This is a genomic window from Dyella sp. SG609 (genome assembly GCF_012275375.1).
Lineage (GTDB): Bacteria > Pseudomonadota > Gammaproteobacteria > Xanthomonadales > Rhodanobacteraceae > Dyella_D > Dyella_D marensis.
Map to the genome: position 1 here is coordinate 331,116 of NZ_JAAZQJ010000005.1, position 15,333 is coordinate 346,448.

Here is a 15,333-nt window from a genome sequence, read left to right on the forward strand (position 1 = left end):
TCAGTTCGTCGGTGCGCGGCGCAGGAACAGTTCTTCCAGGTTCTGTTCCTCGCTCCATTCGATGCGGCCGCGCATCTCGCGCAGCCAGCCTTGTTTCATTTCGTCCACGGCGTCGAGCTTGCCGCGCGCCTGCCGCCACGCGGCGGCGGCGCGGTCCAGCGCGTCCTGGGTCTGCGCGCAGGCGATCTCGCGCTCGTCCAGCTCCGCGCGGCGCAGCAGGATCTGGTGATCGAGCAGGGCCAGGTGCCGCTCGTAGCGGTCGATCGCCAGCGCGGTGGGCGCGCCGTTGGCGAACATGCCGGTCCAGGCGCGGTCGGCGAAATCCTGGCGCGCGAACGTGGCCTGCTGCAGGCGCTCGTCCGCGGCGGCGCGCTCCTCGTCGGCCAGGCGGTGGCGTTCCCGGCACTGCTTCAGTTCCGACTCCAGCGCATGCAGGCGGATGCCGCGCACCGTGCGCAGCGGTTCCAGCGGGAAAGGACCGGCGCTCATGTGCACACTCCCGTCAGGCGCGAGCGCGTGCCGGCGAAGTCGGCCGCCTCGTGCGTGCCCTGGCGCAACAGTTGGTTGATGGCGTCGATGCGCGCGATCGCCGTGTCGGCGTCGGCGTCGCCGCCGGGTTTGTACTCGCCCAGCTGCAACAGCATTTCGATGTCGCGGTATTTGGCGAGGTAGCGGCGCAGCAGCGAGGCGGCGCGCTGGTGCGCGTTGCCGGTCACGCGCGGCATCAGGCGGCTGGCGCTGGCCAGCACGTCGATCGCCGGGTAGTGCCCGGCCTGCGCCAACCGGCGCGAAAGATAGATATGGCCGTCCAGGATCGAACGCACTTCCTCGGCGATCGGATCGCTGCCGTCCTCGTCTTCCATCAGCACCGTATAGAACGCGGTGATGGCGCCCTTGTCGTTGGTGCCGGCGCGCTCGAACAGGCGCGGCAGCGCGGAGAACACCGACGGCGTGAAGCCGCGCCGCGACGGCGGTTCGCCCATCGCCAGGCCGACGTCGCGCAGCGCGCGGGCGAAGCGGGTGATCGAGTCCATCATCAGCAGCACGTTCATGCCGCGGTCGCGGAAGTATTCGGCGATGGCCGTGCCCAGCCAGGCCACGCGGCTGCGCTCCAGCGCTGGCCGGTCGGAAGTGGCGACCACCACCACGCTGCGCTTGAGGCCTTCCTCGCCCAGGCTGTCGTGCAGGAACTCGCCCACTTCGCGGCCGCGTTCGCCGACCAGCACGATCACGTTGACGTCGGCCTGCGCGTTGCGCGCCAGCATGCCGAGCAAGGTGCTCTTGCCGCCGCCGGCCACAGCGAAGATGCCGGTGCGCTGGCCGCGGCCGATGGTGAGCGCGGCGTCGATCGCGCGCACGCCGGTGGGCATGGCCTGGTCGATCACCTGGCGGCTGAGCGGATTGGGCGACGCCGCATACAAAGGCACGCGTTCCACATGCTCCAGCGCGCCCAGGCCATCCAGCGGATCGCCGTGCGCGTCGATCACGCGGCCGAGCAGGCTCATGCCGGCCGGCGCGGTGGCCTGCTTGCCGGTGGCGGTCACGGTGGTGGCGGTGGAGATGCCTTCCAGCGGACCCAGCGGGGTGAGCAGGGTCTGGTGCTGCGACACGCCGACCACTTCGGCCGGCAGGCAGAAATCGTTGTCCGGCTGCTCCAGCAGGCACAGTTCGCCTATCGCCGCGCGCACGCCGGTGGCGCGCACCAGGGTGCCGTAGGCCTCGGCCACGCGGCCCACGCGCTGCAGCGTGTCGCGCCGGCTCAGCGCGCGCAGCAGCGGGTCGTCGCTGGGTGCGGCGAAGGTCTCCGGCAGCGGCGCGTCGGGCTGCGGCAGGCTCATGGCACGCCGGCCCCGCTGTGCTCGGCGGCGGCCAGGATCACGCGCGCCTGTTCCAGCTGTTCGTTGAAGCCGGCGCGCACCATGCCGCCGGCGGATTCGATGATGCAGTCGAAGCGGTCCAGTTCCGGGTCGCCGATGATTTCGGTGTCAGGCGCCGCCGCCGCGCCCAGCGCGGCCACTTCGGCCCGGGCCTGCTCGGCCACGTCCGGATGCACGCGCACCAGCAGGTGCGGCTCGAACACCAGCTTCTGCATGGCCTCGGCCACCAGCGAGGCGACCAGGCGCTCGGCGCCGATCGCCGGCGCGATATGCCGCACCACCGCGATGGCGATCTCGCTGGCGCGCCGGCGCAATTCCACCGTGGCGGCGGCGCGCGCCACCACCAGCGCCTCCAGCGCGCGCGCGCAATCGCGCAGGCCGCGCTCGCGGCCTTCGACCAGGCCTTCGAACTTGGCCTGGCCGCGGATCTGCTCCACTTCCTGCTGCGCCTGCCGCAGGATCGCGTTGGCCTCGTCCAGGATGCGCTGGGCTTCCTGCAGCGGCGCCCAAGCGGCGGCCGGAATCACGCCGCCATCCAGATACAGCTGGAAGCGCTCGCGGTCGACGAACATGGCCTGGGCGTTCATAGGGCGGGCTCCTCCGCGACAGGTTCCACCGGCACGGGAGCTAGCAGGGCCGGCACGGTGGACGCCGGCAGCCAGGCTTCCTTCGCGCAGGGCAGCGCCGGCGCGGTGGCATAGGCCAGCGCCAGGCGCTCGGCCAGCCGCGGATCGTGACGGCCAGCATGGCCCAGGAATTCGATCTTGCCGCGCTCATAGGCGGCCTCGCGCAGGGCGCCGGCATCGCGCTCGCAACGCTGGATCAGTGCGCGGCCCATGTTGCGCACGGCTTCGGGCGCGGGGCCGCGCCAGGGGTCGGCACCCTGCGCGCGGCGCCAATGTTCGAGTCCCAGCGCTTCGCGCAGGAACAGCACTTCGCTGCGCTCCACCGTGACGCGCACCGCCGGACCGAGCGCGATCGCGCCGAGTACGCGGGTGAACGCATCGAGCTCCGCCTGCGGCCAGTGCAGCCAGGGTTCTTCTTCCACCCACATCGCCCAGCGCTCCTGGTCGGGCGCGAACACGCGCGGCTGCGTGCGCAGTGCCGCACGTGCGAGCTGGCGCCGGCCGAGCGCGGACATCCGCGCACGTTCCAGCAGCGGCGCCGGCAGCGCCGCGCAGCGCGCCGGATGCAGGCCGTCGAGCGCGGCCCGCGCGTGCTGGCGACGCATGGCGCGCTCAGCGCTCACCCGCCGCCTCGCGCCGCATCACGCCGCGCGACGGGTGGCCCATCAGCGCGCCGCGGTTGCGCCACAGCAGCAGGCCGGCCAGCAGCACCGCAAGCGCCGCCAGGCCGATCAGCAAAATCGACGCGACGTCGCCGCGCATCACGCCCGACCGCGCCGGCTGCACCGGCACTTCGCTGGGCGTGCGCTGGAAGAACTGCACGGTGACGCGGCTGGGATCGGTCAGCCCTTCGGTGCCGGTCATCACCGCCGCCTTGATGTCCGGCGCACGGCTTTCGATGCCGGCATTGGGGCGGGCGATGATCACCACCGAGGCGGAGCCGCTCGGCGGCTTGTCGTCGATCGGGCTCTTGTCGGGAATCGACAGGTAGACGTACGCATCGACCACGCCGTCGAACTGCCGCAGCGTATTGCCCAGCTGCTGTTCGCGCGCGTAGATGAAGCGCTGCTTGTCCTCCAGCGGCGAGGAGACGAAGCCGTCCTTCTTGTAGATCTGCGCGATATTGGCGATGCCCTGGTGCGGCAGGCCGGCGTCGCGCAGCACCGCCACCGCGGCCGGCATGTCGCGGCGGTCGAGCGACACCCGCCAGCCCTCGCCGCGCTCGCCGGGTTCCTTCTGCGCGTCGATGCCGGCGTTGATCAGCGCGGCCACCACGTCGTTGGCCTGCTGTTCGTCCAGCTTGGCGTACAGCACGTCGCGGCTGCAGCCGGCGAGCAGCCCGAGCACGCAGGCCAGGGCCGCCAGCCGCAGGGCGAAGGTCGCGAAACGCTTGATCATCGCCTTGAGACCTCAGGACTGCTGGCGGAACAATTGCTGCACGCCTTCCGAACTGCGGTTGGCGACGTTGCTGGTCAGCTCCGCCTGGAACACCAGCTCGTGGCATTTCAGGGTCATGTCGATGACCTGGCTGGGCGAGAGATCGCGCCCGTTCGCCTTCATCGCCTCGGACAGGCGGCCCAGTTCGTTGGCGCGGCCGTTGAGCGAGTCGAACTGGCCGAGCACCGCCTTGAACTCCGGCGACATCTCGTGCGGCACCGGCGTGACCTGCTCTGACTGCACCGCGTTGGCCGGCGCGGCGTCGGCGAAGCTCTGGCGGAACTTGGCCACGTCGTCGGCATGCGCCGGCGAGGCGGCCTTCGGTTCGGCCGGCGCGAACTGGCCGACGTTGACCAGCTGGGTAGGATCCACGTTCATGCTCATGCCTCCTGGCACGCGGCCGGATTACTGCTTGCGTCCGAGGGTTTCCAGCGCCTGGCCGACCGCGTTGTTCGAGGTGGCCGCGTTGGTGGAAAGGAACTGCATCTTCAGGCTCTCGGCGGTGAGCTGGGTCATCACCGACGGCTGGTCCGAACCGTTCTCGCTCACCTGCGCGGACAGCTCGGTGACCTTGGATGCCTGATGGTCCAGCGCGTTGCCCCAGGCCTTGGCCATGGCTTCGAACCAGCTCTTGGACTGCTCGTCGCTGGCCGAGCGGCCGGCCGCCGCGCTGCCGCCGGCGATGCTGGTGTTGATGGTCGGGAACTGCGTATTGCCGCCGTTGCCGTTGATGCTGTTGTTGCTGCTCATGGTTCGTCTCCTGGTGGTGACACTGCTCGCTTCAACGCCCGCCGCCGGCCTGGGCCCTCGCACCGATGGCGACGGCCTTGGCGGGAAGCACGGGCGGCTCCGGCGCCGGTTCGGCCGCGGAAGCGGCGGACTCCGGCACAGCCGGCGGCAGCAGCACCGACGCGGCCGCTTCGTCGAGCGGCTGCGGGGTCTGGTAGTCGTCGGCCTTGTTCAATTGCATGTAGCGGTTGTCCGGCATGCGCAGGAGGATGGTTCCTTCCGCGCTGACGGCGAGGAACACGCCGCCCTGCGGCAGCTTGTTGCCCACGTAGTAGCGCGACTCGTCGCGCGTCACGAGGTACGGTTCGCGCCCGCCGACGACGTGGCGGATGCGCTTGCCGGGATCGGGCTTGACCGGTTCCGGCGCATGTTCGTCGTAGTTCTTCAGCGCCAGGGTCAGGCCCAGCGCGTCGGCGTTGAGGTTCTGCATGTCGGTGGAGCCGAGCACGTCCCTCTTCACCTTGTCGGCCTTGGCGATGTCGCCGAAATGGCCGCCGACTTCCACGCCGCCCTGGTCGAGCAATTTGGTTTCCACCGTGTAGCCGTGCATGGCGAAGATGTCGTTGACCTGCTTCTCCACGCTGGGCCAGTCGCGCACGGTCAGCTCGGTGGTGAGGCCGGCTTCCGAAAGCTTGCGCTTGAGCTGCGGCAGCTGCGCCGCATTGCCGATCACTCCGCGCAGCACCACGTGGCCGCCCTCGCCCGCCGAGGCGCTGACGTGGCGCAGCGACAGGCCATGCAGGATCGCGCGGACGCGGTCGAGCTGGTCGGACACGCTGGCCGCGCGCACCGTCACCGCCGGATGCGTGACCTTCCAGCTGCCGGCCAGCACCAGCGCGGCTACCGCCAGCAGCAGGCCGGCCAGGGCCAGCACGCCGCGGCGGCGGCCGGCCAACTGGCGTTCGGTGAGCGCGGGCAGCGCGTCGTCGCCGGCATCGGACAAGCTTTGCCAGCGCTCGCTCCAATGCGGACCGACCGCGAACTGCACTTCGCCCAGGCGCACCAGGGCGAAGTGTTCCAGGCTGACGTTCTCGCCCACCGCGATGCGGCCGTCGTGGGTTTCCACCTCGCCGTCCATCGCGCGCAGCAGCACCTGGTCGCCGACCACGGTGAGCACGCAGTGATGGTTGGCGATGCCGGTGTCGTTGAGGATCAGATCGCAGTCGTCGGCCTGCCCGATCATCAGGATGCCGCGCTGCGGCAGGCGCAGCTCCGCACCCGCATGCAGCCCGCTGAACACGCGCAAGGCCAGCTGCACCTTGGGCGGCTGGCTGGCGCGTTGGCGGGTGGCGGGCAAGGCGCTCATGGCATTACTCCGGAGGGCGCTTCTGGGGTGCGGGAGCCGGCGCCGCGGGCGGCGGCGACTGCACGATCACCGGCAGCGGCGCGGGCTGCGTGACCTGGCTCTTCTTGTGGTTCCACCAGGCGTCGCGGCTGGCTTCCTGCTTGTCCAGCTGCTCCTGGCTTTCCATGCTCACCTGCGGCGAGCTGGGGGTCTGCTGGCCGTTGATGTGGTTGAGCATCACCAGGCGCGGCGTGATCAGGAACAGGCGCTCGGTATGCGCGCGCTGCTTCTGCACGGTCTTGAACAGATAACCCAGCAGCGGGATGTCGCCGAGCACGGGAATCTTGTGCTCGTTGTTCTGCGACTGGTCCTGCACCAGGCCGCCCAGCAGCAGGCCCTGGCCGTCCTGGATCACCGCCTGCGTGTTGACCGCGTTCTGGCTGACGATGGGATACGAGATGTCCTGCGCATCCTTGGCCGAGTAGGTGATGTTGCCGTCCTCGATCTGCACCATCATGCGGATGCGCGGTGCGCCCTCTTCCATCACCAGATGCGGCGTGACGCGCAGCGTGGTGCCCGCGGTGACGTTGTAGAGGTCGGAGTTATAGGCGCCGGCCACCGGCACATACACGGACTGGTTGCTCTGGATCACCGCCTCGGCGTCGTTCATGGTGATCACCTGCGGACGGGTGACCACGTGGGCGATGCCGTCGTCTTCCAGCGCATTGATGTTGGCCACGAACTTGGCGGGGTTGCCCAGGATCGTGCCGATCTGGAAACCGTTGTTGAACAGCGGCGGCAGGCCACTGGTGTCGCCCAGCCCCAGCGCGGCCAGCAGCAGCGCCTTGTTGTACAGGGCGTCGGCCGGCGTCTGGTTGCCGCTCATGAAGCCCACCGTGGTGCGGTGGTTGCGGTAGAACCAGTTGATGCCGAGCTGGCGCGCCTTGGTCTTGTTGACGTCGATGATGGTCGCTTCGATCTCGACCATCTGCGGCGGCACGTCGAGCTGGCGGATCAATTCGTCGTACATCGGCAGGCGGTCGGGCGTGTCGCGCACGATGATCGCGTTGCGGAAGCTGTCGGCGACGATGCGCGTGTCGCCGCTGCCGGCGATCGCTTCCACGCCGTTGCGCTGCGCGGTGGGCGCCAGCTGCGCGGCGGGCGGGGTCAGGCCGTCGTCGTCCTGCGCCGGCGGCACGCTGTAGTTGCCCAGCGGCGGCGGCGGTTGCTGCCCCTGGCCGGCCAGGCCCTGGCCGCGCAGGCCGCGCTGGCGCGGCGAGGCGAGCCGCTCGCTGGCGCCGCTGAACTGGCTGTAGCTGCCCGGGTCGCTGACCAGGGCGCGCAGCACGCTGGCCACGCCCGGCACCGTCACCTGGCGGCTCCCCAGGTTCATGCTGGTGTCGGAGGCCCAGGCGTATTTCAGCGGATAGAACTTGAAGCGCGTGGTCTCGCGCTGGCCCAGGCCGGCAATGGTCAGCGACATCTGCTTGACCTGCTCGGCGAAGCGCTTGGTGCCGGTGATGGAGACCAGGCCGGTGCTGGGTTCGAGCTTCCACACGTTGCCGGTGGCGGCGTCGGCCCAGTTCACGCTGCCCATGGCGGAGATGAACTGCTGCTCCAGCGGCAGCGGCACGCTGGTGTAGTCGGTGACGCGCTCGGAATCGAGGTAGACGTAGACGGCTGAACCGTCCCAATAGGCCAGCAGGCCATTGGTGTCGGCGATGCGCCGCCACACCTGCGCATAGGTGCCCTTGAAGCTGCCGTTGAGCGTGCCGTTGCGCGCGGCGACCTGCGGACTCAGCACCACTTCCAGGCCCTGGTCGTGGAAGAAGTCCGGCAGGATCTCGCGCAGCGTCTTGTCGGTCTGGATCTCGGTGCTGCTCTTCTTGAACGGTATCGCGGCCGCCTGCGCCAGCGCGGCGTACAGCATCAGGCCAAGCACCGCCATGCAGGCCAGCGCCCGCCGCGTGCCCTTGCCCATCGTCCTGCCCCTGTCATCGCCCATCTTCACGGATTCCTTGGCCTGTTCAATGTCGCGGCCGTCAGACGGCCAGTTGTCCCACCGGCACCAGACGCAGGTCGGGTACCAGCTCCTGATAAGAAAGCACCGGGATGTCGGCGTACTCCGCCTCGGTGAGCTTGCGCAGGTGGCGGCGCACGTCCATCGAGCTGAGCAGCACCATCGCCGTGCCGTGTTCGCCGCGCGCGTGCTCGCCGATCTGCGCCAGCAGGCGCGCGGCGAGATCCGGCTCCACCGCCAGCTGGGTGCCGGCCGGGCCGGTGTGCACCGAGCGGCGCAGGCGTTCTTCCAGCTCCGGGCGCGCCACCAGCACGCGCAGCACGTGGTTGTCGTCGGCGTAGCGGTAGCTGAGGTGGCGGCGCAGCGCCATGCGCACGTATTCGGCCACCAGCACGATGTCCTTCTCGCGGCTGGCGGCGTCGGTGATCGCCTCGAACACGTCGCGCAGCTGGCGGATCGGCACGCGTTCCTCGACCAGGCGCTTGAGCACCTCGGCCACGCGCTGCGGCGACACCACGCGCAGCATTTCGCGCACCAGGTCCGGGTAGTCGCGGCTCAGGCCATTGGAGAGATTGGAGGTTTCCTGGATGCCGACGAACAGCGACAGATGCCGCTCCAGCGACAGGCGGATGTGCTCGTGCAGCACCTGCGGCGCTTCCAGCGCCTTGGCCTGGCGCGCGCCGTCGCGCGGCAGCCAGCGGCCGGGGAAACCGTTCACGCCTTCCGCCGGGGCCAGCGCGCCGTTGTCCGCTGCCGCCGCCGGCGGCAGCGCGGCACGGCCGGGGAGGAACAGCTGGCCCGGACGCAGCGCACCGTGGGCGATGCGTACGCCGTAGGCATACAGCGCGTAGCCCTGCTCCGGCAGATTCAGGCCGGCACGCAGCGCGGGTTTCGGCAGCGGCACGCCGTAGTCTTCGCGCAGGCCGCCGACCACCTGGCGCAGCACGCTGCGCACCTGGTTGCTGCCCAGCGCCTGCAGCGCCGACATGTGCACTTCCAGCAACAGCGGCGCCGAGGGCAGCAGCACGTCGCTGTCGGCCACGTCCGGCGGCAGCAGCTCGGCCTGGCTCTCCGGCACCTTGAACAGGCGGCGCAGGAAGCCCACGCGCTCGCGCATGCGCCAGGAAGCGATGCCGACCAGGATCAGGCCCAGCGGCAGGAACACCAGCACCGGGAAGCCCGGCACCAGCATCATGCCCAGCGCGATGCAGCCGATGATCATGGTCACCCGCGGCTCGCCGGAGATCTGCCGCGCGATGATCGCGCCGAGGTTGCGGTCCTCCTCGTCGCCCGCGGTGCGGGTGACGATCAGGCCGGCGGAGATGGAAGCCAGCAGGGCCGGGATCTGCGCGACCAGGCCGTCGCCGATGGTCAGCACGCTGTACGTGTGCACGGCCTCGCCCAGGCCCATGCCGTGCATCATCACGCCCACGCCCAGGCCGCCCAGCAGGTTGATCACGATGATCACGATGCCGGCGATGGCGTCGCCCTTGACGAACTTCATGGCGCCATCGAGCGAACCGTGCAGCTGGCTTTCGATTTCGAGCAGACGCCGGCGGCGGCGCGCCTCGTCTTTCTCGAGCAGGCCCGAGCGCAGGTCCGAGTCGATCGACAGCTGCTTGCCGGGCATGGCGTCCAGCGAGAAGCGGGCCGCCACTTCGGCCACGCGCTCGGCGCCCTTGGCCACCACGATGAACTGCACCACCGTGATGATGAGGAACACCACCAGGCCCACGATCAGGTTGCCGCCGACCACCATGTTGCCGAAGGTGTCGATGATGTGGCCGCCGTCGGCATTGAGCAGGATCGAGCGCGTGATGGCGATCGACAGCGCCAGGCGGAACAGCGTGGTGAGCAGCAGCACGCTGGGGAAGCTGGAGAACGCGACGGGCGCCGGGATATAGATGGCGATCAGCAGCAGGCCGACGCCGATGAGCATGTTGAGCGCCACCAGGGCGTCGATGGCCATCATCGGCAGCGGCAGGATCATCAAACCGATGATCGCCACCACACCCGCGACCAGCACCAGGTCGCTGTAGCTGCGCGAGCCGCCGGCGCCGGGCGCCAGCCGCGAGAGGATCGCTTCAAGCGCCATGGCGCACCGCTGCGGCGCGGCCGGCGACGACCCGCTGTGCTGGCAACCTGATTGGCCTCGCCACGCTGACCACGCACACGACTCCGGCAAGCGGACACACTCGTCCATTGAGCGAATGGAAACGCCCTCTCCCACTGCCGTTGCCGATGCCGCCGCGCTCTTGCGGCGCGATCCACTTCAGCCTTACGCCCCCTGTCGGCGCTCGGTGAAGTGGCAACCTACACAGCGCCCCTGAAAATCGGTACCTAGGGAAAACCCTAGGTTTTATGATTCACCTTCGTGAAAATGAAATTCACACGGGGCATATAATCGAAAGTATTTTCCGATTCACGCTTTCAGCGTGATATTGATCACGCTATTTCGCATTGTCATCACGCCGTAATTCGGCGATCAGTTCCACGCGCTGCGCCGTGACGCCAAGCACCAGGCGGCGCTCCGCCGCATCCACCACCACCACGCGCTCGCGGGCGCCTACGGCAACGGCCTGAACCACTTTCAACGGACCGCCGGGACCACGTAACGCCTGGCCCTTGCGCAGCCACCACAGCCATGCAAGCAAGGCCGCGCATACTGCAATCAGCGGTAATAAAAGGCCTAGCCAGAGGCTGCCGCCTTCGGGTGAATCGGTTGCAAATGCGACGGATGGCCAAGTTAATCCGGCCATGACGTTGCGAAGTAATCTCTTCATGGCATTATTCCCATTCCAAAAAAAACCAACCGACCTGGCCACTGTGTCGTTCGTCATGGGGGACGAAAGCGCGGCACACCTGATCGATCAAGGATCGTCACGATGCCTGTGACCCGGATTCACCGCAAGCCGACGCCCGCACGGAACGCGACCGCCGACGCAGCGCAGGGATATGCATGGATCGACGCGGTGCCGTGGCCGTGCATCGTGTTCGACCGCCACGACGGCAACGCACTGGCCTGCAACGCGGCTTTCCGCGACGAGTTCCCCCAGTTCGAGCGCGCACCGGCGCGCGCACACTTCGACGCAGCGTTCGAAAGCACCAGCGGCCAGGGCGGCAAGCCGATCTACTACGCCGCGCAGACGCGACGCTGGTATCGCATCGACAACGGCCAGCCGACCGTCGCCGCGCCGGCCGAGGCGCTGTTCATCACCAATATCAGCGAGTGCATCGACCTGCTGCGCCGCCACCAGGCGCAGCACGAACAGCTGTTGTCCACCTCGCGCATGATGAGCGTGGGCGAGATGGCGACCACGCTGGCGCATGAACTCAACCAGCCGCTGGCCGCGGCGGTGAACTACTTGAACGGCTGCGAACAGCTGGCGGGCGAGACGCAGGGGTCGGGCCATCTGCTGCAGGGCATCCGCCTGGCCAAGCGCCAGGCCGAACGCGCCGCGCAGATCATCGGCAGCATCCGCGAGTTCGTGCGCAGCCGCGAACCGCACCGGCAGAACCTGGATGCGCATGCGCTGGTGCACGGCGTGATCGAGCTGCTGCGGCTGGAGGCTGAGCAGTTCCAGGTCGCCATCGTCGACGCGCTGCCGGCGGACCTGCCGCCGATCTTCGCCGACCGCGTGATGATCGAGCAGGTGCTGCTCAACCTGATCAAGAACGCGATCGAAGCCATGCGCGAGACACCGCCGGCGCGGCGCGGCATCCGCGTCACCGCGCGGGTGGACTACGACGGCATGGTGGAGATCCGCGTGGTCGACCAGGGCTGCGGCCTCGGCGCCGCCGACATGCAACGGCTGTTCACGCCGCTGTACACCACCAAGCCCGACGGGCTGGGGATCGGCCTGGCCATCTGCCGCTCGATCGTCGAATACCACGAGGGACGCCTGTTCGCCGAACCGAACCCGGAAGGGCGCGGCGGCTGCGCCATGGCGTTCACCGTGCCACGAGGGAACGCTGCATGACATCGGCCAACCACGGCACCCGCATCTACCTGGTGGACGACCACCAGGAGTTCCGCGATTCCTGTGTCTGGATCCTGGAGCAGACCGGCTTCGAGGTGCAGGCGTTTTCCAGCGCGGAGGCCCTGCTGAAGGAGATCGCGCGCACGCCGCCGCCGGCGCGCAGCTGCGTGGTCAGCGATATCCGCATGCCCGGCATGAGCGGGCTGGAACTGCAGAGCGAGCTGGCCCACCGCGGCCTGGCGCTGCCGCTGATCTTCGTTACCGGCCACGGCGACGTGCCGCTGGCGGTGGATGCGATGCGCCATGGCGCGGCCAATTTCATCGAGAAGCCGTTCGACGCGCCGCTATTGATCGAGGCGATCCAGTCCGCGCTGTCGGCGCACGCGCCGCAGGCGGCTTCCGGCGCGCTGGCGAACCTGACCCGGCGCGAGCGGCAGGTACTGGACGGCATCATGAGCGGGAAACTCAATAAAGTGATCGCGGACGATCTGAAGATCAGCCCCAAGACCGTGGAACTGCACCGCGCCAACCTGATGGCCAAGCTCGGTGCGCACAACGTGGTCGAACTGACGCGCGCCGTGCTGGGCCAGGCTTGAGCATGGTCGCCATGGAGGCCGTACCGGCCATTCCCCCGCCCGGCGACGGCTTGCTCGCCGCGGCCCGCGCATTGCTGTCGCGCGGCAACGTATTGGCTTATGCCGACGCCATCGGCGTGCTCACCGTGCAGGCCGGACGCGGCCAGCGCCACGCCGCCGGCCTGGCCTGCGTGCGGCTCGATCATGCGCATGGCTCGTGCTGGCTGGCCCTGGAGCAGGAGCGCGGCGAAAGCCCGCTTGGCGATGCGCGCTGGCAGGACTACGACGGCGAGGCTCGCCTGCTCGCCTGGTCGCTCTCGCACGAAGCGCTGGTCGGTGCGCTGGGTGCGCTGCTCGGCCAGGACGCGCTGCCGGCGGCCTTCCTGCCGATCGGCGGCGAGCGCGACAAGCTGTGGCTCAAGCTGCTGTGGCAGGAGCACGACGGCGGCACCGTCGGCGGCTGGGTCGGCCTGGCCGAAACCGACGTGCGCGCGCTGGCGGCACGCAGCGAGTGGCGGCAGGACCCGTCTACGCCCGCGCTGATCGGCGACATTGCATCTCTCTCACTGCGCCTGGTGGTGCCGGGGCACGCACTCGATGCCGCCGCCGCGGCCGCACTCGCGCCCGGCGACGTGCTGGTCGTCGGCCACGAGGCGGACTGCGAAGCGCGGCTGCAGCCGGACGACGAAAGCGCACGCCACGTTTTCGGCCTGCCCGAAGGCTGGGCGGTGCAGCGGCGCCAGGGCGAGTGGCAGATCGTGCAGCGCCCGCTGATGGCCGTGGGCAACGACTCCGCGCGCCCGCTGTTCCTGCTGACGCGGCTGAACATGAGCCTCGACGACCTGGGAGCCCTGCGCGCCGGCAGCGTGCTGCAGGTGGACGGTGTGCTGGTCGGCGCCACCGTCGGGATCATGCTCGGCGGACGGCGCTACGGCGAAGGCAGCGTGGTGCGGCTGGGCGAATGGCTGGGCGTACGTATTGCGCAAAGGGACTGAGCATGGATTTCAATAGTTTCTCGCCGGCGCTGGTCATCACCATGGTGGTGGCGCTGGCGATGGCGCCGTTCGTCGCGGTGATGGTCACCTCGTTCACCAAGATCGTGGTGGTGCTGAGCCTGCTGCGCAACGCGCTGGGGCTGCAGCAGGTGCCGCCGAACGTGGTGATCAACGGGTTGGCCATCATCCTGTCGATCTACGTGATGAACCCGGTGCTCGGCGACAGCTACCGCGACGTGCAGACGCAGATGAGCACGCAGGCGCCCGGGCCGATGACCATGGAGAAACTCGGCCAGCTGGTGCAATCGGGCAAGGAGCCGCTGCGGCGCTTTTTGATCAAGCACAGCAACGAGAACGAGCGCGGTTTTTTTCTCGCCAGCGCCAAGCGCCTGCTGCCGGCGGACCGCCAGGCCGACCTCACCAACGAGGACTACATGGTGATCGTGCCCGCGTTCACCGTGAGCGAGCTGACCCAGGCGTTCCAGATCGGCTTCCTGATCTTCCTGCCGTTCCTGGTGATCGACCTGGTGGTGTCCAACATCCTGCTGGCGATGGGCATGATGATGCTGTCGCCGACCATGGTGTCGCTGCCGTTCAAGTTATTGCTGTTCGTGCTGCTCAGCGGCTGGGCCAAGCTGATCCACGGCCTGGTGATGACCTACCAATAGGAGGCGGGCATGTACGATCAGGAAATCCAGCTCGCCCGCGAAGCCCTGTGGCTGGTGCTGGTGCTGTCCGCGCCGCCGATCCTGGCCGCGGCCATCGCCGGCCTGCTGGTGGCGTTTCTGCAGGCGGCTACGCAGATCCAGGAACAGACCTTCCCCTACGCGGTGAAATTCGTGGTGGTCGTCGTCGCGCTGCTGGGTACGGCGGCGATGCTCGGCGGCACCCTGTTCAAGTTCGCCGACCGCTTGTTCAGCGGCTTCCCCGGCATGCTGCATTGAGCGCGCGATGACGGGGGACGCGTTTTCCGTTCAATACCTGGGCGACCAGCTCACCGGCGTGGCGCTGACTTTGCCGCGCATCGTCGCGGCCTTCCTGGTGCTGCCGCTGATGACGGCGGAGACGGTACCGTCGCTGGTGCGCAACAGCTTCTATGTGAGCCTGGCGATCCTGGCCTATCCGCTCGCTGCCGCCGCCAGCCCCGGCATGACGGTGATGACCGGCGCCAACTGGATCGGCGTACTGGGCAAGGAAGTCTTTATCGGGCTGCTGATCGGCTTCTGCTTCGGCATGGTGTTCTGGGCGCTGGGTGCGGCGGGCGCGGTGATCGACACCAAGGCCGGCTCGTCGATGTCGATGGACATGGACCCGATCGCCGGCCAGCAGAGCACGCTCACCAGCGTGTTCCTGATGCAGCTGGCGACCTGGCTGTTCATGACCAGCGGCGCGTTCACCGTATTCCTGGACCTGCTGATGTCCAGCTATGCGCTGTGGCCGGTGACGAGCATGCTGCCGCCGCTGAAGGCCGGCGGCATGGAGTTCTTTATCGGCCAGTTCAATTACCTGATGACGGCCGTGCTGGTGCTGTCGGCGCCGGCCCTGGTGGTGATGTCGCTGGTGGATATCGCGCTGGGCCTGGTCAACCGCTATGCGCAGCAGTTGAACGTGTTCGCGCTGGCGATGCCGATCAAGGCGTGGATGTCCACCTGGGTGCTGCTGCTGGCGCTGGGCGCGATGGTGGAAGTAGTGATGCGCAAGCTGTACGAGAACCGCGGACTGCTGAAGATGCTGCAGTCGATTCTTTGA

General features: G+C 68.7%; 17 protein-coding genes. 6 read left to right on the plus strand and 11 right to left on the minus strand.

What is annotated here, in order from left to right; genetic code table 11:
• The 11 genes from FHW85_RS12010 to fliO all read right to left on the minus strand — a co-directional run bounded on the left by FHW85_RS12010 (position 1) and on the right by fliO (position 10,817).
• Positions 1 to 489, minus strand: a complete 489-nt coding sequence (locus tag FHW85_RS12010; RefSeq protein WP_168648373.1) for a hypothetical protein — start codon at positions 487 to 489, stop codon at positions 1 to 3.
• Entirely contained in the window at positions 486 to 1,838 is a 1,353-nt protein-coding gene (locus FHW85_RS12015) for a FliI/YscN family ATPase (protein ID WP_167253268.1), read from the minus strand. Before FHW85_RS12015 ends, FHW85_RS12010 begins: the two co-directional genes overlap by 4 nt.
• Positions 1,835 to 2,464 (minus strand): FliH/SctL family protein, encoded by a 630-nt coding sequence (locus FHW85_RS12020; RefSeq protein WP_167253266.1) that lies wholly within the window; start codon positions 2,462 to 2,464, stop codon positions 1,835 to 1,837. Before FHW85_RS12020 ends, FHW85_RS12015 begins: the two co-directional genes overlap by 4 nt.
• Positions 2,461 to 3,108 carry a hypothetical protein gene (locus FHW85_RS12025; protein ID WP_168648374.1) on the minus strand — a complete coding sequence of 216 codons (648 nt, stop codon included), beginning with the start codon at positions 3,106 to 3,108 and terminating at the stop codon, positions 2,461 to 2,463. The genes FHW85_RS12020 and FHW85_RS12025 overlap by 4 nt, the downstream gene beginning before the upstream one ends.
• Positions 3,109 to 3,115: 7 nt before the next feature.
• Positions 3,116 to 3,901 (minus strand): type III secretion inner membrane ring lipoprotein SctJ, encoded by a 786-nt coding sequence (gene sctJ / locus FHW85_RS12030; RefSeq protein WP_168648375.1) that lies wholly within the window; start codon positions 3,899 to 3,901, stop codon positions 3,116 to 3,118.
• Positions 3,902 to 3,913: 12 nt separating this feature from the next.
• Positions 3,914 to 4,318, minus strand: a complete 405-nt coding sequence (locus tag FHW85_RS12035; protein WP_167253260.1) for a hypothetical protein — start codon at positions 4,316 to 4,318, stop codon at positions 3,914 to 3,916.
• 27 nt (positions 4,319 to 4,345) lie between these two features.
• Entirely contained in the window at positions 4,346 to 4,690 is a 345-nt protein-coding gene (locus FHW85_RS12040; RefSeq protein ID WP_208399640.1) for a hypothetical protein, read from the minus strand.
• 31 nt (positions 4,691 to 4,721) lie between these two features.
• Positions 4,722 to 6,035, minus strand: a complete 1,314-nt coding sequence (locus tag FHW85_RS12045; RefSeq protein ID WP_168648376.1) for an FHA domain-containing protein — start codon at positions 6,033 to 6,035, stop codon at positions 4,722 to 4,724.
• 4 nt (positions 6,036 to 6,039) lie between these two features.
• Positions 6,040 to 8,019 (minus strand): type III secretion system outer membrane ring subunit SctC, encoded by a 1,980-nt coding sequence (gene sctC / locus FHW85_RS12050; protein ID WP_168648377.1) that lies wholly within the window; start codon positions 8,017 to 8,019, stop codon positions 6,040 to 6,042.
• A 37-nt stretch (positions 8,020 to 8,056) separates the two neighbouring features.
• Positions 8,057 to 10,129: a type III secretion system export apparatus subunit SctV gene (sctV, locus tag FHW85_RS12055; protein ID WP_168648378.1), complete on the minus strand. Its 2,073-nt coding sequence runs from the start codon at positions 10,127 to 10,129 to the stop codon at positions 8,057 to 8,059.
• Between the two features lie 355 nt (positions 10,130 to 10,484).
• Complete coding sequence (gene fliO, locus FHW85_RS12060; protein WP_167253254.1) at positions 10,485 to 10,817, minus strand: flagellar biosynthetic protein FliO; 333 nt, start codon at positions 10,815 to 10,817, stop codon at positions 10,485 to 10,487.
• Positions 10,818 to 10,919: 102 nt separating this feature from the next.
• Here fliO and FHW85_RS12065 point away from each other — a divergent pair, with 102 nt between their 5' ends.
• The 6 genes from FHW85_RS12065 to sctT are packed head-to-tail and all read left to right on the plus strand — an operon-like array spanning position 10,920 to position 15,333.
• Positions 10,920 to 12,014 carry an ATP-binding protein gene (locus FHW85_RS12065; protein WP_167253252.1) on the plus strand — a complete coding sequence of 365 codons (1,095 nt, stop codon included), beginning with the start codon at positions 10,920 to 10,922 and terminating at the stop codon, positions 12,012 to 12,014.
• Positions 12,011 to 12,610 (plus strand): response regulator, encoded by a 600-nt coding sequence (locus tag FHW85_RS12070; RefSeq protein WP_167253250.1) that lies wholly within the window; start codon positions 12,011 to 12,013, stop codon positions 12,608 to 12,610. Before FHW85_RS12065 ends, FHW85_RS12070 begins: the two co-directional genes overlap by 4 nt.
• A gap of 2 nt (positions 12,611 to 12,612) precedes the next feature.
• The gene (locus tag FHW85_RS12075) at positions 12,613 to 13,584 is read left to right on the plus strand and encodes a FliM/FliN family flagellar motor switch protein (RefSeq protein WP_168648379.1); all 972 of its coding nucleotides are present in this window, start codon (positions 12,613 to 12,615) and stop codon (positions 13,582 to 13,584) included.
• Between the two features lie 2 nt (positions 13,585 to 13,586).
• On the plus strand, positions 13,587 to 14,252 hold the full coding sequence (gene sctR / locus FHW85_RS12080; RefSeq protein ID WP_167253246.1) for a type III secretion system export apparatus subunit SctR: 666 nt from the start codon (positions 13,587 to 13,589) through the stop codon (positions 14,250 to 14,252).
• Between the two features lie 9 nt (positions 14,253 to 14,261).
• The gene (sctS, locus tag FHW85_RS12085; protein ID WP_167253244.1) at positions 14,262 to 14,528 is read left to right on the plus strand and encodes a type III secretion system export apparatus subunit SctS; all 267 of its coding nucleotides are present in this window, start codon (positions 14,262 to 14,264) and stop codon (positions 14,526 to 14,528) included.
• Between the two features lie 7 nt (positions 14,529 to 14,535).
• Positions 14,536 to 15,333, plus strand: a complete 798-nt coding sequence (gene sctT, locus FHW85_RS12090) for a type III secretion system export apparatus subunit SctT (protein ID WP_168648380.1) — start codon at positions 14,536 to 14,538, stop codon at positions 15,331 to 15,333.